General features: G+C 70.0%; 21 protein-coding genes and 4 pseudogenes. 6 read left to right on the top strand and 19 right to left on the bottom strand.

The features are described from left to right. Positions 1–120: 120 nt before the first annotated feature. The 13 genes and pseudogenes from OG332_RS48040 to OG332_RS42130 form a co-directional block, all read right to left on the bottom strand. Positions 121–201: pseudogene (locus OG332_RS48040) on the bottom strand (hypothetical protein); the annotation flags it as partial. 191 nt (positions 202–392) lie between these two features. Beyond that, positions 393–923, bottom strand: a complete 531-nt coding sequence (locus tag OG332_RS42185; RefSeq protein ID WP_327418401.1) for an MFS transporter — start codon at positions 921–923, stop codon at positions 393–395. A 1-nt stretch (position 924) separates the two neighbouring features. Then, positions 925–1,626, bottom strand: coding sequence for an MFS transporter (locus OG332_RS42180; protein WP_327418400.1), 702 nt, complete (start codon positions 1,624–1,626; stop codon positions 925–927). A 277-nt stretch (positions 1,627–1,903) separates the two neighbouring features. Further along, a complete protein-coding gene (locus OG332_RS42175; protein WP_327418399.1) occupies positions 1,904–3,403 on the bottom strand; it encodes an ABC transporter ATP-binding protein in 1,500 nt (499 codons plus the stop codon). Continuing rightward, on the bottom strand, positions 3,400–4,209 hold the full coding sequence (locus OG332_RS42170) for an ABC transporter permease (protein ID WP_327418398.1): 810 nt from the start codon (positions 4,207–4,209) through the stop codon (positions 3,400–3,402). Before OG332_RS42170 ends, OG332_RS42175 begins: the two co-directional genes overlap by 4 nt. Next, entirely contained in the window at positions 4,206–5,162 is a 957-nt protein-coding gene (locus tag OG332_RS42165; protein WP_442816407.1) for an ABC transporter permease, read from the bottom strand. Before OG332_RS42165 ends, OG332_RS42170 begins: the two co-directional genes overlap by 4 nt. After that, a complete protein-coding gene (locus tag OG332_RS42160) occupies positions 5,150–6,715 on the bottom strand; it encodes an ABC transporter substrate-binding protein (RefSeq protein WP_327418396.1) in 1,566 nt (521 codons plus the stop codon). The genes OG332_RS42165 and OG332_RS42160 overlap by 13 nt, the downstream gene beginning before the upstream one ends. Beyond that, positions 6,712–7,530: a class I SAM-dependent methyltransferase gene (locus OG332_RS42155; RefSeq protein ID WP_327418395.1), complete on the bottom strand. Its 819-nt coding sequence runs from the start codon at positions 7,528–7,530 to the stop codon at positions 6,712–6,714. Before OG332_RS42155 ends, OG332_RS42160 begins: the two co-directional genes overlap by 4 nt. Continuing rightward, positions 7,527–8,801, bottom strand: coding sequence for an MFS transporter (locus OG332_RS42150; protein ID WP_442816298.1), 1,275 nt, complete (start codon positions 8,799–8,801; stop codon positions 7,527–7,529). Before OG332_RS42150 ends, OG332_RS42155 begins: the two co-directional genes overlap by 4 nt. Then, positions 8,798–9,856 (bottom strand): dipeptide epimerase, encoded by a 1,059-nt coding sequence (locus OG332_RS42145; protein ID WP_327418394.1) that lies wholly within the window; start codon positions 9,854–9,856, stop codon positions 8,798–8,800. Before OG332_RS42145 ends, OG332_RS42150 begins: the two co-directional genes overlap by 4 nt. Beyond that, the gene (locus OG332_RS42140) at positions 9,853–10,974 is read right to left on the bottom strand and encodes a PLP-dependent cysteine synthase family protein (protein WP_327418393.1); all 1,122 of its coding nucleotides are present in this window, start codon (positions 10,972–10,974) and stop codon (positions 9,853–9,855) included. Before OG332_RS42140 ends, OG332_RS42145 begins: the two co-directional genes overlap by 4 nt. After that, entirely contained in the window at positions 10,971–11,804 is an 834-nt protein-coding gene (locus OG332_RS42135; protein WP_327418392.1) for a Rossmann-like domain-containing protein, read from the bottom strand. The genes OG332_RS42140 and OG332_RS42135 overlap by 4 nt, the downstream gene beginning before the upstream one ends. Continuing rightward, positions 11,801–13,087 carry an ATP-grasp domain-containing protein gene (locus OG332_RS42130; protein ID WP_327418391.1) on the bottom strand — a complete coding sequence of 429 codons (1,287 nt, stop codon included), beginning with the start codon at positions 13,085–13,087 and terminating at the stop codon, positions 11,801–11,803. The genes OG332_RS42135 and OG332_RS42130 overlap by 4 nt, the downstream gene beginning before the upstream one ends. 183 nt (positions 13,088–13,270) lie before the next feature. On the opposite strand from OG332_RS42130, the gene OG332_RS42125 reads away from it, so the two are divergent. The 4 genes and pseudogenes from OG332_RS42125 (at position 13,271) to OG332_RS42110 (ending at position 16,098) form a co-directional block, all read left to right on the top strand. Continuing rightward, positions 13,271–13,858, top strand: a complete 588-nt coding sequence (locus OG332_RS42125) for a GNAT family N-acetyltransferase (protein ID WP_327418390.1) — start codon at positions 13,271–13,273, stop codon at positions 13,856–13,858. 686 nt (positions 13,859–14,544) lie between these two features. Then, entirely contained in the window at positions 14,545–14,943 is a 399-nt protein-coding gene (locus OG332_RS42120) for a hypothetical protein (protein WP_327418389.1), read from the top strand. Beyond that, a pseudogene (locus OG332_RS42115) lies at positions 14,933–15,121 on the top strand (helix-turn-helix domain-containing protein); the annotation flags it as partial. The gene OG332_RS42120 and the pseudogene OG332_RS42115, both read left to right, overlap by 11 nt. Positions 15,122–15,570: 449 nt before the next feature. Then, positions 15,571–16,098, top strand: a complete 528-nt coding sequence (locus tag OG332_RS42110; RefSeq protein ID WP_327418388.1) for an ImmA/IrrE family metallo-endopeptidase — start codon at positions 15,571–15,573, stop codon at positions 16,096–16,098. 28 nt (positions 16,099–16,126) lie between these two features. Here the strand turns inward: OG332_RS42110 and OG332_RS42105 are convergent, their stop codons facing one another. Continuing rightward, a complete protein-coding gene (locus OG332_RS42105; protein WP_327418387.1) occupies positions 16,127–16,504 on the bottom strand; it encodes a hypothetical protein in 378 nt (125 codons plus the stop codon). A 46-nt stretch (positions 16,505–16,550) separates the two neighbouring features. Here OG332_RS42105 and OG332_RS42100 point away from each other — a divergent pair, with 46 nt between their 5' ends. Next, entirely contained in the window at positions 16,551–17,822 is a 1,272-nt protein-coding gene (locus OG332_RS42100; RefSeq protein ID WP_327418386.1) for a HupE/UreJ family protein, read from the top strand. Positions 17,823–17,980: 158 nt separating this feature from the next. On the opposite strand, the gene OG332_RS42095 is transcribed toward OG332_RS42100, so the two are convergent. The 3 genes and pseudogenes from OG332_RS42095 to OG332_RS42085 form a co-directional block, all read right to left on the bottom strand. Beyond that, positions 17,981–19,033 (bottom strand): GNAT family N-acetyltransferase, encoded by a 1,053-nt coding sequence (locus tag OG332_RS42095; RefSeq protein ID WP_442816406.1) that lies wholly within the window; start codon positions 19,031–19,033, stop codon positions 17,981–17,983. 232 nt (positions 19,034–19,265) lie between these two features. Beyond that, the gene (locus OG332_RS42090) at positions 19,266–19,817 is read right to left on the bottom strand and encodes a hypothetical protein (RefSeq protein WP_327418384.1); all 552 of its coding nucleotides are present in this window, start codon (positions 19,815–19,817) and stop codon (positions 19,266–19,268) included. A gap of 299 nt (positions 19,818–20,116) precedes the next feature. Continuing rightward, positions 20,117–21,429, bottom strand: a pseudogene (locus OG332_RS42085) (heavy metal translocating P-type ATPase); the annotation flags it as partial. A 242-nt stretch (positions 21,430–21,671) separates the two neighbouring features. Between OG332_RS42085 and OG332_RS42080 the strand changes: the two are divergent. Continuing rightward, a complete protein-coding gene (locus OG332_RS42080) occupies positions 21,672–22,127 on the top strand; it encodes a tellurite resistance TerB family protein (RefSeq protein ID WP_327418383.1) in 456 nt (151 codons plus the stop codon). A 33-nt stretch (positions 22,128–22,160) separates the two neighbouring features. On the opposite strand, the gene OG332_RS42075 is transcribed toward OG332_RS42080, so the two are convergent. Then, positions 22,161–23,846: an ISAzo13 family transposase gene (locus tag OG332_RS42075; RefSeq protein ID WP_327418382.1), complete on the bottom strand. Its 1,686-nt coding sequence runs from the start codon at positions 23,844–23,846 to the stop codon at positions 22,161–22,163. 96 nt (positions 23,847–23,942) lie between these two features. Next, a pseudogene (locus OG332_RS42070) lies at positions 23,943–24,940 on the bottom strand (IS5 family transposase). Positions 24,941–25,074: the final 134 nt, after the last annotated feature.

Genomic DNA, 25,074 nt, shown 5'->3' with positions numbered 1-25,074 from the left:
GGGGGCGTTCTCCGTTCGATGGCGGAGGGGAACAGTCCGCTGGTGACGCTGAAAGAGCGGATTCACGCCATCCGCCATTGCGGCCTCGGCCTGGACCTCACCGAGCAGCGCGTTGACCGGGCGCACCTGATACGCCTCCGGCGCGCCCAGACGGGCAGCCTCCTGCACGTGCTCCTCGGCCGAGTTGCTGCCGCGGTACATACCCAGGGCGGCCGTCGCCGCGCCGGTCTGCTCTACCGTGGACGGAGTCTCGCCCCGGACCTTCTCATGCTCGCCCACCAGGGAAGGCTGTCAACGCCGCTCAGCCCGCATCCGGAGAAGCCGCAGCATCCCGGCCGTTGAGCAGGCCTTCAGGGCTTCAAGATCATGAGCTGGCGGCCTTTGGGCTGAGGTCATGCCCCTGAGGGGCGTGCGGCGAGGAGGAGCCCTCCGAGCGCGATCACCATCCAGGCGGTGAGGTAGGCGAAGGCAACGGCGGGTGAGACGGCGGTCCAGAGGAGGCCGGCGACGGTGCTGGCGGCGAGGTTGCCGAGGGACTGGACGGTGGCGAGCATGCCGAAGGCGGAGCCGCGGAGGTCCTTGGGGGCGAGGGCGGCGACGGCGGAGTGCTGGGCGGTCTCGACTGCGCCGGTACCGACTCCGGCCAAGACGAACGCGATCGCGAGGAACACCACCGTCGTGGCGTCGATGGTGAACAGGCCGTAGGAGAGTGCAAACGCGGCGACTCCTCCGGCCAGGACGAGGACGGGTCCGCGCCTGCCGAGCCCGTCGGAGAGACGCCCTGCGGGAACGGAAGCAAGCGTGGCGGCGTTGTAGGCGGTGTATAGGCCGAGCGCAATCGTCGCCGCGGTCTTCGCCCCGTGCTCCGCCGTGAGCAGGTCGCAGGCCCGCAGAATCAGCAGGGCTGCGGCGACGTTGCCCACTTCAAACGCTGTGACCGCCCCCCAGAAGCCTGCCGAGGCCGCCGCTCAGGACGGGCTTGATGCGGATCTTGAGTGGGGCCTTGTCCCGGCTGGTGGATCGGGGGGTCTTCCGAATCGCGTAGATGATCGCACCCGCGACGAGAAGGCCGGGGATGGCGGAAAGGCCGATCGCCCACTGAACGCCGAGCCAGGCGACCAGGGCAAGGGCAAGGATGGGTCCGAAGATCGCTCCGAGGTTGTCCATCATCCGCTCGAAGCCGTAGGCCCGCCCGTATGTCTTCGCCGGGACGATGTCCGCGAGAAGAGCGTTTCGGGCCGGAACGCGAAGGCCTCGGGCAGTCCAGGCGGCCGCACGGAGGAGACCGACCTGCCAGACAGCGGTCGCTCCGGCGGTCGCTGCGCCGAGTACGGCCGTGGTCGCGTAGCCGCCGACTGCGACCTTGCGGCGGCGGGCTGGGTCGTCAGCGAGGACGCCGCCACCGAAGCGGGCGGCTCCCGCCAGGGCGTCGGAGATTCCCTCGATCACGCCGAGGGCTGCTGCGGGGGCGCCGAGGGTGGACGTCAGTAGCGACGGCAACAGGGCGCTGGGAATCTCGTGTCCGACGTCGGCCAGAAAGCTGGCTGAGCCGATGCCCTTCACGCCCGGAGTGAGCCACTTCTCCTCGTCGGGAGCGGTGTCAGCGGACTGTGGAGTCTCGGTCATGCCCGGAAGTCTGCCGTCCGGCCTTCGCGGATCACAGTGGACGATCGCATGACGTGGCCTGTTCCGGTTTTACGGTCTGTCTGATGCGACAACCTGGCAGATCAGAGGAGTTCGGGGATTCCGGTCACGTCAGCCGGTGAGGCACAGCCCAACCGAGGAGCCCCGACAGCAACCGGCGAAGACACGAGATCCTGCCGATCTCCTGGCGCCCCGACAGCACCCCGATCAAGTGACCGAGGCGGATGCCTTGGACGCGCGTACGCGTGGATGCCCGCGATCAGCATCCCGGGGGGCTGCCTGGCAGCGTTGCCAGTGAGGCCGACAGCAGCTCCTTGGTGATGGCGTGCCGCGGCGTCTCGATCAGTTCACGGGCCGGGCCGGCCTCGACGATGCGCCCGGAGTCGAGGACTGCGATCCGGTCCGCGAGGGCGTCGGCGGCCGCGATGTCGTGGGTGATGAACACCAGGCTGAGTTCGGCTCGTTCCCTGAGGCGGGCGAGGGCGTCGAGGATCGTGGTCCGCGTGGCCGGGTCGAGGCCGGAGGTGATCTCGTCGCAGATGAGGACCTGCGGCCCGGCCAGCAAGGCCCGGGCCAGCGCCGCGCGCTGGAGTTCGCCGCCGGAGAGCTCGCCCGGGCGGCGCCCGGCAAGGGTCTCGCCGAGGCCGAACTCGCCGAGGGTTCTCAAGGCAGCACGGCGCGCTTCCCCCGGGGCGGCGCCTCGTAGCCGTACGGCGCTGCGGGCGACTTGGTCGAGGACCGGCCGGTGCTCGTCGAAGGCGGCCTTCGCATCCTGGAACACGTACTGCACGGCGGCCAGTTCTGCCCGCCGACGGGAGCGCAGGCTGCGCGGCAGCGGCGTCCCGTCGAGCAGGACCGTGCCCTCGTACGTGCAGTGCAGTCCGGCCAGGCAGCGTCCCAGCGTGGTCTTGCCGCTGCCGGAACGGCCGACGAGCGCCAGGCACTCCCCCGCCGCGACTGAGACCCCGATGCCGCTCAGCACCTCGACGGCTCCACGCGCGGTGCGGTGCCGTGCGGTCAGGCTCCGCGTCTCCAAACGCATCGGGCCGCGGGTGCGTGGCGTTCGCGCGGCGCTCAGCTGCTCCGGTTCGAGAACCTCCAGGACCGACGAGGCGGGTCCACGGTTCACGACGCGTCCGTTCCGCATCTCCACGACCTCGTCGGCCAGCTCCCCTACGACGTCCAGGTCGTGGCTGAGGAGGACGACGGCGATGCCCCGTGCGGCCACGGCCGCCAGCTCCGCCACGACACCCTGTTTGGTGAGCGCGTCCTGCCCGGTGGTGGGTTCGTCGGCGACGATGACCCGGGCGCCCAGCAGCAATGCCTGAGCCAAGACGACCCGCTGCTGCTGTCCGCCGGAGAGCTGGTGGGGAAAGCGGCGCAGCGTGGCCTCCGGATCCGGGATCTGAGCGAGGTGCAAGGCCTCGTCGACGCGGCGCCTGCGTTCGAGCCTGTCTCCTCGCTGTCGGGCGGCGATGTCGGCGAGGAGCGCGCCCACCCGACGGGCGGGGTTGAGGACCGACGCCGGGTGCTGGGGGATGTATCCGACCGGGCCCGCGGGGGTGTGGACCTCGCCGTCGACGACGGCGCCGGCCGGGTACTCGCCGAGGAGGGCGAGGCCGGTGGTGGTCTTGCCGCTGCCCGACGGGCCGATGACGGCGGTGATCCTGCCCGCCTGGGCGGCGAGGCTCACGCCGTCCACGATCGGCCGGCCGTCGATCTCCACGCGCAGGTCCCGCACGTGTGCGACGAGGGTCATCGCGTCGTTCCCTTCCGGGGGGTGTGCCGTTGGAGGGCGGCGTCGAAGAGGAGGTTGGTGCCCATCGAGAGAGCCGCGATGAGCAGGGCGGGTACGACCACGGCCCAGGGCTGGAGGAACAGCCCAGTGCGGTTGCGGTCGACCATGACCGCCCAGTCGGCGGCGTCCGGCTGGACGCCCACGCCGAGGAAGGCGGCAGTCGCGACCAGGTAGAGGGCTCCGGTCAGCCGGATCCCGGCGTCGGCGGCGAGGGTGCGGCGCATGGAGCGGGCCACGTACCCGATGGCGGTACGCCACCAGGACTCGCCCTGCATGCGCAGCGCTTCCACGGCGGGCCGGGAGGAGATCTCGGCGGCCGCCGCGTGCACGACGCGGGCGGCGTCGGGTACGGCGGCCAGCCCGACCAGGACGGTCAGTCCGACGGGTCCCGGCGTGAGGGTGGCCGCAACGAGCAGCACCAGCAGGAGCGAGGGGACCGCGATGACCACGTCCAGGGGCCGCATCAGCGCTTCCTCCAGCCAGGTGCGGCGGGTGAGGGCCGCGGCGAGTCCCAGCGGGATGGCGACGAGGTAAGCGAGGGCGGTGGCTGCGATCGCCACGAGCACGACAGAGCGGCCTCCGAGGAGCACCTGTTGCCAGACATCGCGGCCGCTGAAGTCGGTACCGAGCCAGTGCCCGTCGCCGGAGGCGAAGGAGACCGAGCGGGGGCCGGCAGAGCCCGCCACGAACGGCCCGGCCAGCGCGAGGGCGACGGGCAGGACGATCAGTCCGAGGGCGAGGAGGGACCGTGCCGGCTTCTGCTTCATGCCGCCACCTCGGACCGGGGCGCGAAGCGGCGGGCAGCAAGGTCGGCTGCTAGGTTGACCAGGACGGTGACGATGCCGAAGACCACGGCCATGCCCTGGACGACCGGGATGTCGCGGGCGGCGACGGCCTCGATGAGTACGGTGCCGAGGCCCGGGATCACGAAGAGTGCCTCCACGACGATCACTCCGCTGAGGAGCCAGTCGCAGGTACGGGCCAGTTGCTGGGTGGCAGGGGCGATCGCGTTGGGCAGGGCGTGTGTCCAGGTGATTCGGGTGCCTGAGACCCCGTAGCGGCGGGCCTGGGCGACGTACGGTGAGGCCATCGCCTCGATCATCCCGGCGCGCACCAGTCGGCTGATGGTGCACACGGGCCGCGACAGCAGGACGACGACGGGCAGGATCAGGACGGCTGGCTGCGTGAAGGGGTCGGCGCCGACGGCGGTGGGCGGCAGCCAGCCCAGCCACAGTCCGAAGAGCGTGGCGAGCAGGACCCCGACGGCGAATTCGGGCACGGCGTGCACGGCGAGGGTCAGGGCGCTGACGGTCCGGTCGAGCGGGCCGCCCTCGCGGCGGGCGGCCAGGACGCCGAGCCCGACGGAGAGCGGGGTGAGCAGGGTGAGGGTGGCTGTGGCGAGGAGGAGGGTGGGGCCGAGTCCGGCGGTCAGGTAGCCGGTGACGGGCCGTCCGCTGATCAGGGAGGTGCCGAGGTCGCCGTGCAGGAGGCTGACGACCCAGTCGGTGAGGCGTGCGGCGGCCGGGCGGTCCAGGCCCATCGTCTCGCGGATGCGGTCGATGCGGGCGGGGTCGGGCTGGTCTCCGGCGAGGGCGACGGCGGCGTCCCCAGGGAGCGCCTCGGTGAGGGCGAAGATGAACAGGACGACGGCCGCCGTCTGCCCCAGGCCGAGGAGCAGGCGGCGGCCGATCCATGACAGGTGAGGTGTCACGCGAGCCAGATCTTGTCGAAGCGGGCCCAGTCCAGGGTGTTGGCGGGGGCGGTCTTGGACACTCCGCAGACCTTCGGCGCCGTGGCCACGATCCAGTCGGCGAAGCCCCAGATCAGGAACCCGCCCTCGTCGTACAGGCGGCGCTGCATACGCTCGTACAGAGCACCGCGCTGCGTGACATCGGAGGTGGACTGGGCCTGCTGGTACAGGTCGTCGAAGTCCTTCTGCTGCCACTTGGTGGCGTTCGTGGTGGAGCCGGTCAGCAGCCTCTGGGAGATGTGGGACTCGATGGGCATGGCGCCGGACCGGTAGGAGGCGAAGGTGCCGTTGTCGAGGATGTCCTTCCAGTAAGTGTCCTTGTTGCCGACCTTGACCTCGACGGTGACGCCGGCCTTGGCGGCCTGCTCCTTGAAGATGCCTGCCGCCTCCACGAATCCGGTGGCGGCGGGGGCGGTGTCGAGGGTGACCTTGAGGCCCTCGGCCCCGGCCTCCTTGAGGAGCGCACGGGCCTTTTCGAGGTCTTGAGTGCGCTGCGGCAGGCTGCTCGGGTAGTACTGGTAGCCCTTGCCGAAGAGGTCGTTGCCGATCTCTCCGGCGCCGGAGAGGGCGCCGTCGACGAGTTCCTTGCGGTCGGCGATGAGGAAGAAGGCCTGGCGGACCCGGGGGTCGTTGAAGGGCGGGCGGTCGGTCTTCATGACGAAGCCCTGCATCGCGCTGCCCGGGAGGCGGACGATGTCGATCCTGCCCTTGCCCTCGTGGGTGCGGGCGGTGGCCGGGTTCAGTTCGTGGGCGTACTCGACCTGGCCGCCGAGCAGGGCGCTGACGCGGGCCGACTCCTCGGAAGCGATGACGAATTCGAGCTCGTCGAGGTGTGGGGCGCCCTCCCAGTAGGCGTCGTTGCGCTTGACGACCAGGGAGCTGCCCGGCTTGAAGGAGACGAAGCTGAACGGTCCGGAGCCGACGGGCTTGTCGAAGGCGGTGGCGTCCTTGGGCACGATGTACGCGCCGAAGGCCGCTAGGACGTTGGGGAATTCGGCGTACGGGCGCTTGAGCTTGAACTCGACGGTGGAGGCGTCCACCGCCCGGCTCGCGTCGAGGTCGATAGGCTCCAGGGATGCCTTGGCCCGGAAGGTCCCCTTGGGATCGGCGATGCGGCGGTAGCTGTGGAGGACGTCCTCGGCGGTGACCGGGCGGCCGTCGTGGAAGGCGGCCTTGCGCACGGTGATGCGCCACGTGTCGAGGGCGTCGTTGGGCTCCCAGCGCTCGGCGAGCCTGGGGACGGCAGCGAGGTCGGCCCCGAAGTCGGCGAGCTTGTCGAAGAGCGCCTTCGCGCGGGCGGCGTCCACGAACAGGTTGGCGGCGTGCGGGTCGAGGGTCTCGCCCGCGCCACCGCCGGCGAACGCGGCGCGCAGCCGGCCGCCCTGCTTGGGAGCTCCCTCGGCGGCGTTCTTGGCATCCGGGGTGGTGGCACCGGTGCCGCAGGCCGCGGTGAAGGCGAGGGCGGTGGCGCCCGTGGCGATGAGGAAGCCTCTGCGGGCGAGGCTGGAGCGGGCGTCGTTCATGCGGGGACGTCTCCGTTGCTGAGGTGGGGCTTGAGCCGGGCGATGAGGTGGAGGCGGTCGGAACTCGTGGTCCCGTGCGGGGCCTCGCCTTCGCTCCACGGCGGTTCGGTGCGGGGGCCGGGTCCGTCGTGCAGCGCGAGGACCTCGAACCCGGCGGCGGTGAGGAAGTGCCGGAGTTCCTGCGGGAAGAGGAGCCTCCAGGCGGAGCGCTGCTCCTCCTGTGGGCAGCCGTCGTCGGCGGTCCAGATTCTCCGGCGGCGCAGGAGTTGCGCGCCGTGATCGATCCACAGGGTGGTGTGGGAGGTGTACGTGGTGCCGCGCCAGGCGAAGGAGGCGGTGCGCGGGCCTTCGAGGAGTTCGGTGTTGCCGAGGAAGAAGGCGCCGTTGCGCATTTCGGCGACGAGCAGTCCCCCGGGGGTGAGGTGGGCGCGGCAGCGGGCCAGGAAGGAGGCGAGGTCCTCGTTGGTGTGGCAGTAGAGCAGGGCGCTGTCCAGGCAGACGATCGCGTCGAACGTCGCTCCGAGGTCGAAGTCGCGCATGTCGGCCGGGTGGTAGCCGGGGCCCGGATGGTGCGTGGCCGCGTGGGCCAGCATGGCCTCGGAGGTGTCGATGCCGGTGACTTCGCGGCCGGCCCGGTGCAGCCAGGCGGCGTCACGCCCGGTGCCGCAGCCGATGTCGAGGACTCGGGGTCCGGCGCCGTGGAGGGCCAGTACGTTCTCGGTCCAGCGGGCGGCGAGCCGTTCGGGGTCGGGGAATCGCTCTTCGTAGAGCTCGGGGTGGTCGGTGAGCAGGTTGCCGCTGGTCGTCTCTGTCATCGGATCTCGCTTCGGGGCCGGTCGGCGGAGGCCGGGGCCGTCGGATGAGGTGCCTGCCCCAGGGGCAGCACTCCTTGGCGCTGGAGGTGTGCGACGGCCGCTGCCGAGACCAGGCCGAGGGCGAGGCAGCAGCCGTAGGGCAGCCAGGTCAGGCCGGTGTCGCCGGCGGTGTCCATGGACCAGCCGATGGCCGCGCTGCCAGCCGCGGCCGCGACCCCGGAGACCGCGTAGAAGAGGCCGTAGAACGTCCCGGTCAGGTTCGCGCGCCCGAAGGCCGGTATCAGCTCCATCACGAAGGGCTGCGCGACCATCACACCGAGGTGCAGCAGCAGGGACCCGGCGAGCACCGGCAGGAGGTGCAGGGCGTGGGCGGTGGCGGAGCCCGCCACGAGCATCGGGGGCAGGAATCCGAGGCCCATGACGCCCAGGCCGGTGGCTATCCAGCGGCCGCTGCTCCCCCGGGCTTTCAGGGCGCGGGTGATGCGCAGCTGGAACAGCAGGTTGGCGACGGTCCCGGCGAGGAACAGCAGGCCGACCGAGCCGCTCCAACCGGAGGCTTCGGTGGCCGCTCGGGGCAACAGCAGATAGAGCTGGTTCTCCAGGCCGTACATGCCGACCATGGCGCAGGAGAACACCAGGAAGCGGCGGTTGCCCGCGACTTCCCGCCAGTCGCCGAGCACCCCGGTGTCGGGGGCCGGGACCTTGTGGGCGGGCAGGACCAGCAGCTGCGCAAGGGTGAGGACGGCGAACACACCGGCCGCCGTGACGGCGGCGGCCCGGAAGTCCACGAGCAGCAGCAGGGTGCCGAGCAGCGGGCCGAGCAGCGCCCCGGTGGTGGCGAAGACATTGAAGAGCGCGAACGCCTCGGCCTTGCGCGCCCCCGCCTCCTGGGCGACGTAGGTCCGTACGGCGGGGTTGAAGAGAGCCCCCGCGAGCCCGCTGAGTATGGACGCGGCGAGCAGCAGCGGCAGGCTGTCGCCGAGGGCGAACAGGCCGAATCCCAGCGTACGCAGGGCGCAGCCCCCGATGATCACGCCGCGGGCGCCGAGCCGGTCGGCGGCGGAACCGCCGATCAGGAAAAGGCCCTGCTGGCTGAGGTTACGCAGGCCGAGGACGATACCGACGACAGCGGCCGACAGCCCCAGATCGTCGGTGAGGTGGGTGGCGAGATACGGGATGAGCAGGTAGAAGCCGGTGTTGACGCCGAGCTGGTTGACCAGGAGGAGGCGTACGGCGAGCGGGAAGCCCCGCATCGAGCTGACGATCTTCACCGCACGACCGCCATGTGGGTGCGCCTGACTCCGAGGCCTGCTCGGTCGGCGGCCCGTACGGTGCCGTCGGCGCCGTCGATGCCCGTCCAGGGGTCGTCGGCGAGCAGCAGGTGCCCGTCGAGGTCGACCCAGCGGGCCCGGTCGGCGAGGTGGACGGCCGGGGCGATGCCAAGCGAGCTGGCGGTGAGGCAGCCGAGCATGAGGTCGGTGCCGCTGCCGCGCAGGGCGTCGTGGATGCGCAGGGCGGCGCGGACCCCGCCGCATTTGGCGAGTTTGACGTTGACTCCGTGGACCAGTCCGGCGAGCGCGACGGCGTCCTCGTAGGAGACGGCGTCTTCGTCGGCGATGACGGGGACCGGGGATTCCTTCGCCACGCGGGCGAGGGAGTCGGGGCTGCCCGGCGCGATGGGCTGTTCAACAGCGGTGATGCCGAGTTCGGCGAAGCGCGGCAGCAGGTCGATTGCCTGGCGCTCGGTCCATGCTCCGTTGGGGTCGAGGAGCAGGCTTACCGCTGGGGCTCCGACCTGTACCGCGCGCACCCGGGCGAGGTCCTCCGCCGGATCGGGCGATCCGGCCTTGATCTTGAGCACGGTGAAGCCGGCGAGGGCGAGGCGGGCGGCCTGTGCGGCCGCCTGTACGGGCGCGACGATGCCGATCGTACGGGCGGTCTGCACGGCCGGCGCGGTGTGTGCGCCCAGCATCTGGTGGGCGGGGCGGCCGGCCCGTTTGCCGACCAGGTCGAGCAGAGCCGCCTCCACCCCGGCGAGCACACCTGCCGGCAGCTCCGACAAGCCGGGTAGCGATTCGGTGACGTGTTCGTCCCACGCGGTCTCGGGGTCCGGCAGACGCTCGATGCCGGCTCGCACCATGGTGAGGTGCCGGACGATGCGGGGGGTGGGCAGGCCGAGGTAGTCGCTGCTGACCACCTCGCCCCATCCGGTCAGCCCGCCGTGCTCGATCGAGATCCAGACGGCGTCGCGGCGGACCATCACGGAGCGGGAGATGCGCAGCGGCTCGGCCAGTTCCAGCTCCGTGGTGTGCCATGTCAGTCTCATGCGGCACCTTCCCGGGCCGGTGCGGGCAGGAGCGGACGGCTCGCCGCGAGCGGGTCGACGACGGTGCGGCAGCGGGTCCAGCCGATGGCCTCGACCGCGTGCGGGTGTGGAATCTCCACGGGACGGACGGCGAGTTCGGCTCGGTCGAGGCCGTGCGCGTGGCAGTAGTCGTCGTCATAAACGGTGCCGAGGTAGCGGTGCGGTCCGTCGGGGAAGACCGTCGCGACGACCGCTCCCGTCTCGACGCGGGCGGCCCATGCGGAGACCAGGGCGACGGCGCCGGTGCTCCAGCCGCCGCTGACGAAACTGGTACGGGCGAGCCTGCGGCAGGCGTCGACGGCTTCGGCGGGGCCCACCCAGTGGACCTCGTCGAAGGCGTGGTGGGAGACGTTGCGCGGGTGGATGCTGCTGCCGAGCCCGCGCATCAAGCGGGGCCGGGCGGGCTGGCCGAAGATGGCGGAGCCGATGGAGTCGACGCCGATCACCTTCAGCCGCGGCCAGCGGCGGCGCAGCGGGCCGATGAGGCCGGCGCTGTGTCCGCCGGTGCCGACGCTGCACACCAGCACGTCCAGGTGCTCGATCTGCTCACAGAGTTCGGCCGCCATGGAGAGGTATCCGGCGGCGTTGTCGGGGTTGTTGTACTGGTCGGGCCAGTAGGCGTTCGGTGTCGAGGCCAGGACCTCGTGCAGCCGTGCGATCCGGGCGGCCTGCCAGCCGCCTTCTGCCGCGGGCCGCTCCACCAGTTCCAGCTGCGCGCCGTACGTCCGCAGCAGCTGCCGCATGGACGGTTCGAGTTCGCGGTCGCCGACCAGCACGACCGGGTGTCCGAGCGCCTGCCCGGCGAGGGCCAGCCCGATGCCCAGGGTCCCGGAGGTGGATTCGACCACGGTGGCGCCCGGGCGGAGTTCGCCGCGCTGTCGGGCGCCGCGCAGCATGGACACGGCGGACCGGGCCTTCATTCCGCCGGCGCCCAGGCATTCGAGCTTGGCCCAGAAGCCGGGGTGTGCGTAGGGCAGTTCCGTGCGGATCCGGGCGAGCGGGGTGCGGCCGATCAGCGTCAGCAGTTCAGGGTTCGCGCTGCGGGTCGGCGGGCGGTGCAACGGGGGTGCGGTGGTCACCGGGTGCCTCCGTAGCGGTGGATGACTCCGGGACCGCCGTCGAGCCAGAAAAAGGGGTACGGCTCGGCGGAAATGGCACTTACCCCGGCCCCGAGGAACCTCGGCAGGATCGCGCTGCCGGTCTGGGCGAACATGACCAGGGGCTTGTCGGTGGCCACGGCATGCTCGAGCAGCGGCTGAAAGGTGCCGTTCCCCAGGGTCATGCCCGAGGCGAGGATCGCGTCGCAGTCCTCGAGTTCCGCGAGAGCATCGGTCAGGACGGGCTCGCCCCATTCGGTGGCGCCGCCCTTGAGGTCGCAGGGCACGTAGCCCAGGCCGCGCTCGCGCAACTGCTCCAGCAGGGAGTTGACCACGCCGATGACGAGGACACGGCGCGGGCGGGTCGCGGGCAGCAGATCGACGACGGCGCGGGCCCTGGCCTGGGACCGTTGGAGGGAGCCGCCGGCGGGGAGGGCGTATGGGCGGGCGCCGTGGTCGGGAGTGTGGGGGCGCACGTGGGCGAGGTAGGCGTCGAGCGCGGCGATCCGTACGGCAAGCAGGCGGTGGTCGAGGAGCTCGGCCACCGAGGCCCCGACACAGTCGTCGAGTGCCGCCGCGGGCAGTGCCCCCGGTTCCACGGCGCAGGATCCGACCGCCGCGTGCAGGCGCAGGCTGAGGACCTCGTTGCGGTAACCACTGCTGCGCCCCGCATGGCGGACTGCCTGAGCGGTGGTGAAGGCGAGCGCGATGCGTTCCTGGGCGGGGTCGGGACCGTAGCCACCGGCGCGGACGTGCGCAATGAGCTGGTCGAGGGTGCGTACGGCGGGCTCGTGGAGGGTGGGTGCGGTCATGCGGGCACCGCCGAGGGCAGCTCGGCCGAACACTCTTCGTAGGTGGGGTGCAGGTGCGCCAGGAGCCGCTCGGCGGCCTCCCGGGCCCCGCTGCCCCGCGTGTCGGCGGTCATGATGTGGCCGAGGTACTCGTTGTTGCTGGTCGCAGCACGTACGGAACGACCCGGCTCGGCCAGGGTGAGCTCCAGCACTTCGGACTGAGCCCGAACCTCGTCTGCGCCCTGGATCCCGGTGAGGGTGCCGGTGGCGTCGGGGAGCAGAAAGGCAATCGCGGCGCTCTGCACGCCGGTCGGGCGCGGCGTGAGATCCGGCGTCTGACCGAGGGCGACGTCCACGCAGGCTGCGGCCAGATCGATGCCCGTGACGTGGCGGACCAGCTCGGTGATCCGGTTGCCCGCGGGGCGGGGGTTGACCTCAACCAGCTTGGCCCCCTCGGGGGTCAGTTTGATCTCGGTGTGGCACACGACGTGGTCCAGACCGAGGCCCTTGATCGCGGCCACGGCCGTGTCGACGGCCTCCCGCTCCGAGACCTGCGCGACCGCGGCCGGGAACATGTGGCCGGTCTCGATGAAGGCTGGCGCACCGCCGATGCTCTTGTCCGTGACTCCGACCACGCCCGTGACACCGCCGAAGGAGACGGTCTCGACACTGACTTCGGGGCCGGTGAGCAGCTCTTCGAGGAGCACGACGGGCATCCGTTCCTGGCCGCGCGCGTTCACCGGGAACTCGGCGAGCGCCCGACAGGCGAGCTCCAGCTCCCGCTCGTCTCGGACCTCGCGGACCAGCATCCCGGCGCACAGGTCCACGGGCTTGACCACCAGCGGATAGCCGATCTCCCGGGCGGCGGCCGCGGCCTGCACGGCGTCCGCGCAGAGCGCGAAGCGGGGGCCTGGCACGCCGGCCTCGGCCAGCACCCGGCGGGTCAGGTCCTTGCGGCAGGCTGCCTCGACGGCTTCGGCGGCCGAGCCGGGCAGGCCCAGCCGCTCGGCGATCCGGGCCACGGCCGGCAGGTAGTAGTCGCACGAGGAGACAACCCCATCGAAGGCGAGCACCGCGTGCAGCCGTTCCAGGTGGGGCAGCAGCTCGTCGATGTCGTTGGTGTCCGCGGTGATGATGTTGCGCGCCGCGAGCAGGGGGTGCGGGCCGTCGGATCCGGCGCCGCGAAGGTAGTGGTGCAGGTCGCGGGTGACGAAGGTGAACTCGTGCCCGCCTTCACGGATCGCCCTGGGCAGCAGCCTGCTCATCGACCCCACCCAGCTCTCGACAACCAGCAGATGCGCCAAAGGACTTCCTCTCGAAATGCCGCCGCGACCGCGGGGCATACCTGCGAAGCGGACCGCCAGACAGAAGGCGCCCGCACCGAACCGAGGAGGAAGCTACCGGAAATAGTTTTCATTTCCAATAGGTCGGATTTCCGGTAGCCTGCCGCTCACGAGACCGGAGTGCCGGAAGGGAGCCACCGAGCCATGAGAGACCTGCCAGCAAGTCAAGAGATCGGGCCGTACTCGGTACGGCACGCCAGGCCCGAGGACGTACCGGGCGCGCGGAGCGTCATGCTCGACACGTTCTACCGGGAGTTCGACTACGGGTACGTACCCCAGTGGCACGACGACGTCGTCGACATCCAGCACACTTACCTCTCACACCCGCGCCACACCCTCGTCGTGGCGGTCCTGGGCGAAGAGGTGGTCGCCACCACCGCCCTGAACTCCCGGGGCCCCGCCCACCCCCCGCACCCCCGTTGGCTCACCGAGCGCTACCCGTCCGGGCGCACGGCCCAGCTCCTACGGGTGTACGTGCGCCCGGACCACCGCAGGCACGGACTGGCCCGTGCCATGGTGAGGGCCGCCTGCGAGTTCGCCGCAGGCGTTTCCGGATACGACACCGTCTACCTGCACACGAACGTCGACATCCCCGGCGCGGAAGCCTTCTGGCGCGGCATGGCCGACGAGGTCTGCGACGCGCGGACGACGGGCGAGCACGGCGGATACGGGACCGTCCACTTCGAGATCCCGATCCCCGTCGCCGCCACCGCCGGCCAACTCGGCAGCTAGCCGAACAGGCGCTTCCCCAGCAGGACGCGCCTGACTACGTCGTCACCGACGCGGGGAGGTGCGGGGTGCGGCCGACCGCGCCGAGGCACCTTCAAGGCGTTCGTGGTCACCATGCGCAGCTCACGAACTCGGGCATGGGTGTCGCATCCGCTCACCTGCCATAGCCCGCAAGGTCCCGGGCCGCCATCCCGGCACCCGAGAGGTCAACCAATGAAGCAGTTGTGCACGATAGCCGCGATAGACTAAAGCGCTAGGCGTGTTCCTGTGCTTCATTCGGAAGTGCCTCATCGGGAAGGACCGGTGAACGCGAACCACGCACAACCTCCCTGGGCTGTGAGCCTGTTCGGCAAGGATCGGGTCGAGCTCGTTCAGGAACGGCTCGGCCAGGCGCTCGTCGACATGCAGGCAAACGCCCAAGCCGCTCAGCACGAAGGCGATGTCGGGACCAACCACCCCTACGGAGGGACTCGCTGGCCTGGTTCGTTTCGACAGGTGGCCCGGCAGTTCGAGGACGTCGAGGGTGCGACGATCTTCAAGCCGAACGACTTCCCCTTCAACCTCGTTCACCTTGAGCGTGGGCTGCTCTACCCGTTCCGCTTCGCCACTGAGGACATCAGCGCCCGGCAGGCGAAGCTGCCGTCCGTGGGCCCGTTCATCTCACCTTCGCGCCCGAGCCGAGCCAGTCGATGCTCTTCGACGACCACGAGCTCGGCCCCGGCGGAATCGAGGTCCGGCCGAAACTGGCGGCCCTCCCCGAAGGCACCCGCCTGGTGCTCGTTCCGTACGCCTGCAACCCCCACGGCTTGCTCAAGCCGTACTGGGGAGTCGCCTCCCTCATCGACGACCAGGGCAGCCTCGAGTGGGTCACCACTCCCGAGCCCCTCCCCCTGTCGGCCACGCCGAGTCGGCGTAGGCTCAGCGCTGTTCCGCAGCGAGCCACGGCTCCGGAGCACGTCAGCTTCGATGCGGGCGAGCAGCCCGTGCCCTGCTGTTCGCGAGGCCGGACGTGGAGGAGAAGCGAGACGTCCCCCATGACCGAGCAGGACCCGATCGAACCACTGGCCAACGAGGACGATGAAGACTGAACAGCCCCTGCTCCCCGGCACGACCGACCGCCGTGCAACTCCGCGCGCCGTCTACGACGCCTTCGACCCCACGCGCCTCACCCAGGCGAGACGGCTGGCGGGGATGACCAAGAAGGATGTGGCCGAGCACCTCGGCGTGACGCCTGCTGCGGTGGGGCAGTACGAGACGGGCGTGTCGAAGCCTCGGCCGGACCTCCTCCCCCGGCTCGCCGCCACGCTTGACGTACCCATGCCCTTCTTCATCGCCGGCCGGCCCAGCAACCGGCTCGACGCCTCTATGGCGCACTTCCGCGCTCTGCGCAGCACGCCCAAGGCACAGCGCGAGCGCGCCCTCGCCTTCGCCGAACAGGTCTGGGAACTGACGTACGCCCTGGAGAAGCGGGTCCAGCTCCCGCCCGTCGACCTGCCCGGCTTCGCTGGCGGGGAGGTCCAACCCGGCCTCGGCCTGCCCTTCGATCCGGCGGCGGCCGCACGCGAACTTCGGCGGCGGTGGAGCCTCGGGGACGGCCCGGTGACCCATCTGGTCCGACGGATGGAAGCCCACGGGATCGTGGTCGTCCTTCCGACGGCGGACGAGGCTGCACACACGGTCGACGCCTTCTCCTCCCGCTCGGCCCGGCCCGGCCCGTGGCGATCCTCACCCCCAACCGCACCAACGACGTGTACCGCCACCGCTTCACGGCCGCGCACGAGCTCGGTCACCTCGTTCTGCACGGCGACGCCACCGGCGACAGCAGACAGGAGCGCGAAGCGGACGCGTTCGCCGCTGAATTCCTCACCCCGGCGGCGAGCATCGCCCCGCTGTTGCCCCAGCGCCTCGATCTTGCGCAGCTCACCGAGATCCGCCGCGTCTGGGGAGTCGGCGTCGATTCGCTCATCTACCGCTGCCGGGAGCTGGGCATGATCTCCGACGCGACCGCGAGCCGCGGCTACCAGCGCCTGCGGGCCCTGGACGGGCAGCCGGGCTTCACCGCCGAGCCCGTCGAAGGATTCCCCGGTGAGCAACCCTCGCTCCTCATTCAGGCGTACGAACTCGCCGAACGGGAGAAGGGGCTCACGATTCCGCGTCTGGCTGAGGAGCTCGGGTGGTATCCGGCCCGTGTCCGACAGCTCCTGGGTAATCCCGACACCAGGCCGGTGCTGCGCATCGTGTGACAGCGGTCCGGGCCCGGTCGGGCATCGGTCAGTCTCGGGAGTTACACGGGCTGCTGAACAGGACATCCTTACTCCTCCAGTCGTCTCCGGATGCGATGGGGGGAGCGAACACGTAGAACACCAGGAACCGCACCCCGTTCATCACCCGCACCGTCGCCGCTTCGGCCCTCGCAGCCGATGCCCTCCTTCTGGCCTCCGTCTCTGCGGCCGCCGATGTCGAGTTGGAGTCCCACACGGCGCTGCCGAGGCCGAACCGAACCACCCTCAGCATCTCCTCCCTGTGGGTTGTACTGCCCACGGGGTCGTGCCGGGCGAGGTCACCCTCGCCGGTGCCCCGGCCGTCTGCAGGCTGGCGCCGATCTCGGACGGGTACAACCTCGCCGGCCCGGCCGTCGCGCCCGGGCACCGACCTCGCTGGCCACCGGCGAGCCAAGCCTGACAAGCCTTGCGCGATGACGGATATGCTCGCCCGGCGCGGAGCCAGGCTGACCCACCACGAGGCCGGCTTGCAGCGCCACACCACGCATCTCAGACCGGCCTCCGTGCTCTCGCGCGCATGGTCTGCCGCGGCCCGTCGCCACCCGAGGAACGGGCCAGGCGATGGCGGATCTCGGCGATGCCCTGCTGCCGTGGCGCCACGAATGTGCCTGCCTCCTGAAAGGTCACGCATGCTCAACCCACAACACCGAGGTGCTGCTCTCATATCGTTGACAGCCCTGCTCCTTGCAGCGTCCGCGCCGTCGGCGTCCGCGCACGGCATCGGCCCCGCGGCCGGCAAGAGCGCACCGGAGTTCGTCTGGCTGGGCACCACGCACATGCTGCTGGGATGGGACCACCTGCTCTTCGTCGGCGCCGTTCTCCTTCTGGCCGGCTCGGCCCGCCGCGCCGCCGGGCTGATCAGCCTGTTCGCCCTGGGCCACAGCACCACCCTGCTGATCGCCACACTCGCCGGTTGGCGAGTAAACCCGGTCGCCGTCGACGTCGTGATCGCGCTCAGCCTGGTCTTCACCGGCGTGGTCGGCCTGCTCGGCGCGGGACACCGCCGCTGGTTCGCCCCCACCGTCGCCGGCTTCGGCCTCATCCACGGGCTGGGCCTGGCCACTCGCTTGCAGGACCTGAACTTGCCGGAGGACGGCAAGGTCCTGCGGGTGCTGGCGTTCAACCTCGGCGTGGAGATGGGGCAGATGATCGCGATCGTCGCATTCATCGCCCTCGCTGCGGCCGCCCGCAGGCTCCCTACCCGGTTCCGCCCCGCCAAGCGCGTGCTGCAAGGCGCACAAGCCGCGCTCGTGGCATGCGGCGTAGTGGCTGCCGCAATTTTGGTGGTCGTCGGCAACCCGCCCGAGAGCGCGCAGGCCTTGAATCACTGCCAGGTCCGCGATCGCACCGAGTCGTTCGTGGGTGACTCCGGCCACCCGAAGGTGCAGTTCACCGAGCCCGACCAGCCGGCCCCCGAATCCGCATTCGGCCACATCATCGGCGACGGTTTCATCATCGTCCAGTACCGGCCCCAGCTCGAAGCAGCCGAACTGGACGCACTGCGGAACTATGTCACCGACCCGCTGTCCGGCCGCGTCGTTGCCGGACCCGCCCCTGCCCAGAAAGAGGCCTTCAAGGCCGTCAACGCCTACCGCACGCTGAGCTGTACCCCGTTTGACCTCGACGCCCTGAAGACGTTCACCCTTGACTGGTGGGCCGACCCCCGCTCACGCCCCGTCGAGTAGCAGCCCGGCTCGACTGCGGTCCCCGCGACCGCAGTCGAGCCCGACGGCTCGCCTTTGTCGTCGCAGAAGACGAACCGGACCTCGTAGCGAACCAGTCAGCGGCATTCCGAAACGATCAGCCGGTCATGGAAGGTGTCTCGGCGCTGGTGCGGTGCTGTTCAGGGGCGGGGGTCACGCATCTTGCCGATTGTCTCCAGGGTGCGTACGGCTGCGGCCTTGAGTTGGGGTCGCTCTCTCACGAAGCGGCGGACAGCACGTGACGGCTCGCGGCTGAGCCAGTGGACAGCCGCACCCGGCCTGGGCCGCAGAAGGGCGCCTTCATGCACCATGAGCTCCCGTGTTTTGAGGGAATCCTTGTAGGCGGCATCACCCCTGCCGAGATCGAGCATTTCGATGCCGGCGGCAGCGGCTGCCTCGATCATGCGGAGATGGAGAACGAGACCGGGGGAGAACTTGGCGAAGTTCCGGTCGTACGCGGGGAACCAGCACGACAGGACGGTGCGCGAGCGCAGTCCGAAGTGCGCGGCGACAGGCCTGTCACCTGCGTAGAGCACCGACAGCACGCCCGTGCAGGCGGGTTCGGTGGTGTCGGCGAGGATGCGCACCAGGTTGTTGATCCAGGTTTGGGCGAACCGGTCGCGTCGGCCTGTTCGGCGGTACTGGGCGGATTTCCACGCCATCAGCGTCCGCAAGGCGGCCGGGTTCCGTTCGTCGAATACGAACTTCAGCGGTCCGACGTGCCGTCCCAGGCGGCGATCCTGTGCCAGCGTCGTTTTGAGGAACTTGCGGGAGCCTGTTCGGAGCAGGTTTTCGTAGTGGGTGTAGCCGCCAGGGACGTCGATGACGGGCGAGGCGAAGCGCCCTGTGGCGAAGGGGAGGAACAAGTCCTGGCCGCTTTCGAGATGGTTGAACTCCCAGACGCTCAGGGAACTGGCTCGCAGCAGCTCGTGCGGATCCAGGTGCAGGTCAGGGTGGAGGACAGCCCCTTGGGAGTCGGAGACGCCCAGGCCGATCGCGCGGCCGCGGCTCCACCGGCCGCGCTCGAAGGGGAAGAAGCCGGCGGGCTCGCCGTCCTGGCGCACCACCGCGACCCTGGCACCCGGCCGGACACGGCCGACCGCCTGGCAGAACTCGGGGCTCATGAAGGGATTGGCCACGGGTGCTGTCCTGGCCCGCAGCTCGCCCCACAGTTCTACGTCTGTCGGGCGCATGTCGGCAGGGTGGATCACGTCGATGCGTTGGGTGGTCACATGGGCTCCTGCTGCTCGGATCACTCACGGGGCCGTGACCGGTCTGCCACCACACAAGTGCTGGATTACGGCCAGGCCGAGGACAACGACAACGGGCGCACAGGCATGACCCCGGCATCGTCAGCGAGCCGGGAAGGGTCTCCCCTCAGCCGAACCTGCTTGATGGCGAAGCCGGGTCGGGATGCGTGGGCGCCTATGGCCTCACGACTGCCGAAGCGTCAGGCAGCCACGGGCGATGACGCCGAGGCGGGCCCCGGCGCACCAGCGCGTCGGCCAGGAGGACTTCATGAAGGGATGCGCCCCTCGGGCCGCTTCGAAGACCGTTGAACGGCCGCGGATCTTGCGCGTTGGTGGGGCTGATCCAGGGGACGAACAGAGCGCGCAGGCCTACGGCCAAGGAGCCCAGCTCCTCCTGCACCGCGCTCACAAGCCACAAGCAGGCGGTGTCGGCGGCGTGCAGTGCCCAGCCGACGGCAAGAGTCAGGGCGAGATAGGACATGCCCCACGGCCCGTCGTGGGAAGAGGCCAGCGCAGACTCAGGGGCATCACTGAGGTGAGTGAAAAACCAGGAGGTGACTGCCTGGGCGACGGCCATGGCAGTCAGATCGATGCTCAGCGAGCCCGGCCTTCCGGCTCGCGGCAAGGCTGCGGCGAACAGTCCGAGTGCGGCAATCAGACATGAGTTTGCCGACGGCGTGCCACCGAAGACCAGATGGTGTCCTGCGGCCGCCAGCACCGTCGCCATGACGGCAAAGGAGGCAGCCCGCGTCACTCCTCTTCCGGACGCCGAAACGAAAGGAGGAAGAAGAGGTGAAGGGAACAGGAAGGAGCAGGCCGTCATCAGGACCCATACTCGGCGAGAGGACGAGTGCGGCGCCGTGGAATGAGACGACTGGCGTATCCGAACATTCGCTCTATTTGGCCCCTAAAGAGTCCCCCGCGCGCCGTCACGCGGTTGCAGCAGCCCCGGCACACGGTCACCGGCACCGGCCCGGGCAGATCCGGCCCCAACCGGGCCGTACTTCGTTGTGGCGCGACGGCGGCTCACTGGGTATGTCCGGTCCGGACCTTCTCCCATGCCGCCTGCCGCAGCAGGCGCAGACCGTTGAGACCCACGAGAACGGCGGATCCCTCGTGGCCGGCGACTCCGAGGGGCAGCGGCAGGTGTCCGACCAGGTCCCAGACGACGAGCACCGTGATGAACGTTCCCGCGATGAACAGGTTCTGCACGACCAGGCGGCGCGCTGCCCGTGAGAGCCGCAGGACGGCGGGGATGGCCGCGAGCTCGTCGCGCACCACCACCGCGTCGGCGGTCTCCAGGGCGAGGTCGGAGCCCACGCAGCCCATGGCCACGCCGGTGTGGGCGGCGGCCAGGGCTGGAGCGTCGTTGACTCCGTCGCCGACGACGAGCACCTTGCGTCCGCCAACCTGGAGTTCCGCTACGGCGGCGACCTTGTCCTGCGGGAGCAGGCCGGCGCGGACGTCGGTGAGGGAGACTTCGGCGGCCAGTCGTGCGGCCGCGCGAGGGTTGTCCCCGGTCATCAGGACGGGCGGCGCGCCGGTCAGCGTGGTCAGAGCGGCGACCGCGTCCGCGGCGGCGGGCCGGAGGCGGTCGGCGAAGGCGAGCACTCCTGCAGGCTCGCCGTCGACGAGTACAAGGACGGCGGTACGGCCCTGGGCCTCCAACTCGGCAACGACCTCGTCGACGTCCGGCGTACGGGCACCCGCCGACAGGCGGGTGGGTGCAGCGACCTCGACGTGCCGGCCGCCCACGTTGGCCGTGACCCCTTGGCCGGGAATCGAGGTGAAGGCGTCGGCGGCCGGGAGCTCGAGGCCGCGGGTGCGGGCTGCGTCGACGACGGCGCGGGCCAGCGGATGCTCGCTCGCGTGCTCGGCTGCGGCTGCCAGCAACTCGCTCTCGGCGAGTCCGGACCCGGTGCGGGGACTGATCTCGGTGAGACGGGGGCGCCTTCGGTCAGGGTGCCGGTCTTGTCCAAGGCGACGGCGTCGATCTGGCCGATGCGTTCCATGACGACGGCGGACTTGACCAGGACTCCGTTCCGGCCGGCGTTGGCGATGGCGGAGAGCAACGGCGGCATCGTAGCCAGCACCACGGCGCACGGCGAGGCGACGATCACGAACGTCAACGCCCGCAGGAGGGTCGGCTGAAGGGCGGCGCCGAGGGCCAAGGGGATGGCGAACAGGGCGATCGTGGCTGTGACCACGGCCAGGGAGTAGCGCTGTTCGACCTTCTCGATGAACAGTTGCGTGGGGGCCTTGGTCTCGGATGCTTCCTCGACCATCTTCACGATTCTGGCGATCACGGAATCTGCTGGATCCCGGTCGACACGAGGTCGGCGACTTCTTCGAAGGAGACGACGAGGACGAGGGCGACGACGAGTCGTAGCCCATTCAGGCGCACTGGGCCGATTCGACGGCCTGGTGCGCCGCTCTCATGTTCGCGGGGGTAAGAGGATCCGGCCGGGGCACACTGCATCGGGAGCCATCACGCTGATAACTTCTACAAGACTGCAGAAATCGGGGCGGTCCGGGTCGTACCCCGTTGCCGGACCGCCTGCCCGACCGATACGGAGTTGGCATGGCCCTGTGGGACCGGATCAAGGAGTCCGCATCGACGATGCAGACCCAGCTGGTGGCGAAGAAGAACGACCTCAAGAGCGGTGCGTTCCGCGACGCGTCGATGGCGATGTGCGCCCTGGTGGCCGCGGCCGACGGCACGATCGACCCGTCCGAGCGCCGCCGGGTGGCGCAGCTCATCTCCACCAACGAGGTGCTGCAGAACTTCGACGCCGCCGACCTCCAGCGCCGCTTCGACGACAACCTGAACAAACTGACCGCCGACTTCGACTTCGGCAAGGTCAGCGTCATGCAGGAGATCGCCAAGGCGAAGAAGAAGCCCGCCGAGGCCCGCGCCGTCATCCAGATCGGCATCGTCATCGGCGGCGCCGACGGCGACTTCGACAAGACCGAGCAGGCCGTCGTACGCGAAGCCTGCTACACCCTCGACCTGCCGCCCCACGAGTTCGACCTCTAGAGCCAACGCCGTTCAGTTAGGGCTCGCAGATCATTAACTCGCTGGTTTGATCTCTGCTGGGAGGGTGATTCCACGGGTGCTGGCGAAGTCGTAGAGGTCGTCGAGGGTGGCGAGTCGGTCGTCGGCGGGCTGGATGGGGTGCCCGGCTGTTTCCAGGAGCTGCCGGATGTCGCGGATGCGTCTGTTGATTGTTCCGGGGTGGACGGTGAGCAGGGCGGCGACGGCGACTTGGGGCAGGGCGAGCCGGTAGTGGAGGAGTGTGGCTAGGAGCCGGTCGGCGAGGGTGAGGACGGGGCGTCGGCCGGTGGTGCCGTCGCCCTTGACGCGAGGTCGGTGGCCGCGTCGTTGGTCCAGGTGAGTCTCGCGCTGGGCGTCGTGGAGGATGGTCAGCGCGGTGATGAGGGTGTCCCACTCGGCGGGCGGCAGTCCGGTCAGGGCGGGGTGGCATAGCCAGGCGAGGTCGGGGCTCGGCTGATCGAACGGGTCTGGTGCGTCGTTGACCTGGGTGTATGCCTCGGGGCGGAGTGTGTAGTTCCAGTCGCCGTGCCAGTCGTGGCGTGTGACGGGGAGGACGTCCATCTGCCCGTCACCGATGCGGACCCCGGTCTCGTAGGTAGCGGTGCCGAGTTCGGCGTGGACTTTCAGCCCGGTGCGGGTGGTGGTCGCGGCGATGCTCTGCACGATGACTTCGTGGCTGGTCAGCGGCCTGCCGCGCCAGTTCATGGTGATGTGTGAGAACAGCCGGTGCTCGATCCGATTCCATTTCGATGTGCCCGGAGGAAAGTGACAGACAGTGACCTCCATGCCTGTTTCCAGGGCCAGGGCGGCGAGTTCGGCCTTCCAGGCGCGGGTTCGGTAGCCGTTGGAGCCGCCGGCATCGGCGGTGATCAGCAGCCGCCTGGCCTGCGGGTAGTCCTCCTTGCCGCGGGCATTCCACCAGCGGCGGATGGATTCGACGGCGAAGGCGGCGGTGTCGTGGTCGGTGCCGACGCTGACCCAGCCGGTGTTCGCAGCCAGGTCGTAGATGCCGTAGGGCACGGCCTTCCCGAGTTCCTTGTCCGGGAAGTCGTGGGTGCTGACCCGCTCGGGGTTGCCTGCGGGCCGCCATTCCCGGCCGCCGTTCTTGAACGGCCCCACCACTTCCTTCTTTTTCGTATCGACGCTGATCACCGGGTCGCCGGCCACCTGGTGGGCCTTGGCCTGCTCGTTGATATAGCGGAACTGGCCGTCCCGGTCCGGGTGCTGCCGGCCTTCGATGACTTTGGCGTTGCCCTGGAGGCTGAAGCCTTCCTCGCGCAGCACGTCGGCGACGGTGTCGGCGGATATCCGGTGGCCTTGGCGCGTGAGCTCGGCGGCGAGGTGGCGGGTGGACTTCGTCGTCCACCGCAGGGGCGACATCGGGTCCCCGCGCATGTCCGGCTCGACCAGGGCCAACAGTGCCGGACGCAGTCCCGGATCCAGGTCCACTACCCGCTTGCGGCCACCACCGACCCGGCGCGCCCGCCCCAACGGGGCTTCACCGGAGTCCAGTTCAGTGACACCAAGCGACACCGTGGCCTCTCGCACTCCAGCCGCCCGGGCGACCAGCCTGATCCCGCCATGGCCCAGTACCCGGGCCTCGGCCGCCAGCAGGAGACGACGCTGACGTTCGTCCAGATGCGGGAACAGCACCGTGAACTTCGCCACCAAGGCCGCCGCTATCTCTTCCGCCGCTTCCATACCACGCCAACGACCGCCAGATCGGGAAGCTACGGGTTAATCCTCTGCGAGCCCTAACTGAACGGCGTTGCCTCTAGGGCCTGTTCTGAGTTGAGATCACGGGAGGGCTGGCAGGCTGCGTAACCAGAGGATGGATCCGCGCAGGTGGAGCCCGGCGGCATAGCTCTCAGGTGTCTTGTCGTAGCGGGTGACCAGCCCCCGCCATTCCTTGAACTTGTTGATGGCGCGCTCGACGGTGTTGCGATCTTTGTAGAGCGTGCCGTCGTGGCTGACCGGGCGGCCGCCGGAGCGTCCCTTCTTCTTGCGATTGGCAGCCTGGTCGGCCTTTTCCGGGATCACCGCCTTGATGTTGCGTCTGCGCAGGTGGGCGCGGTTGGCTCGGGAGGAGTACGCCTTGTCGCCGGCCACTGCGTCCGGCCGGGTCCTGGGGCGGCCGATCCGGCCGCGCACCTTGATCTTCTTGAGGACAGGGATGAAGTGCGGGCTGTCCGCGGCCTGCCCGGGGGTAAGGATGATGGACAGCGGGCGGCAGCGCCGCTCGACGGCAAGGTGGATCTTGCTGGTGAGCCCGCCCCGGGAGCGGCCCAGTTCGGCGGCCCGCAGTCGGGCCCTGCGGCGCCGGCGCACGGCTCGGCGCTGTTCCCGCTCGGGGTCCTCCCTGTCCGCGGATCCCTCGCCTACGGGGTCGTTTTGTCCCTTTGTTGCAGCCCCTTTTCCTCCGCCACGGCCTTCTCCAGATCCTCAAGGAGCTCCGGGGCGACCGCCGTGCCCGCCGCGTGGTGATGCGCCCGAGCAACGGTCGAGTCCACGCTCACCAGGCTGAGATCGACATCGTCGCGAGCCTCCGCCTCGGCGATCATCGCGTCCATGAGGGTCTGGAAGACCTCGTCACGCGCCCACATCCGGAACCGGTCGTAGATCGTCGACCAGGAGCCGTAGCTCTCCGGCACATCCCGCCAGGGACTGCCGGTCCGGAACCTCCACATCACCGCGCTGAAGTAGCGGCGCAGGTCAGGGATCGGTCCGAACGCCCCCAGCGGCAGGTGCGGCTCGATCAACTCCCACTCGGCATCGGTCAGATCATCACGAGTCATGCGACCGGTCTACCCCGGCCAGCACCCTCCTGAAGCGAGAATGACCGATCCCGTGATCTCAACTCAGAACAGGCCCTAGCCCCAATACCAGTGACTTAAGGATCTCGGCTGGTAGGGTGTTGGCCAGGAGGTGT

The organism is Streptomyces sp. NBC_01233 (assembly GCF_035989305.1).
GTDB lineage: Bacteria > Actinomycetota > Actinomycetes > Streptomycetales > Streptomycetaceae > Streptomyces.
This window is presented reverse-complemented; position numbering and strand designations above follow the sequence as displayed.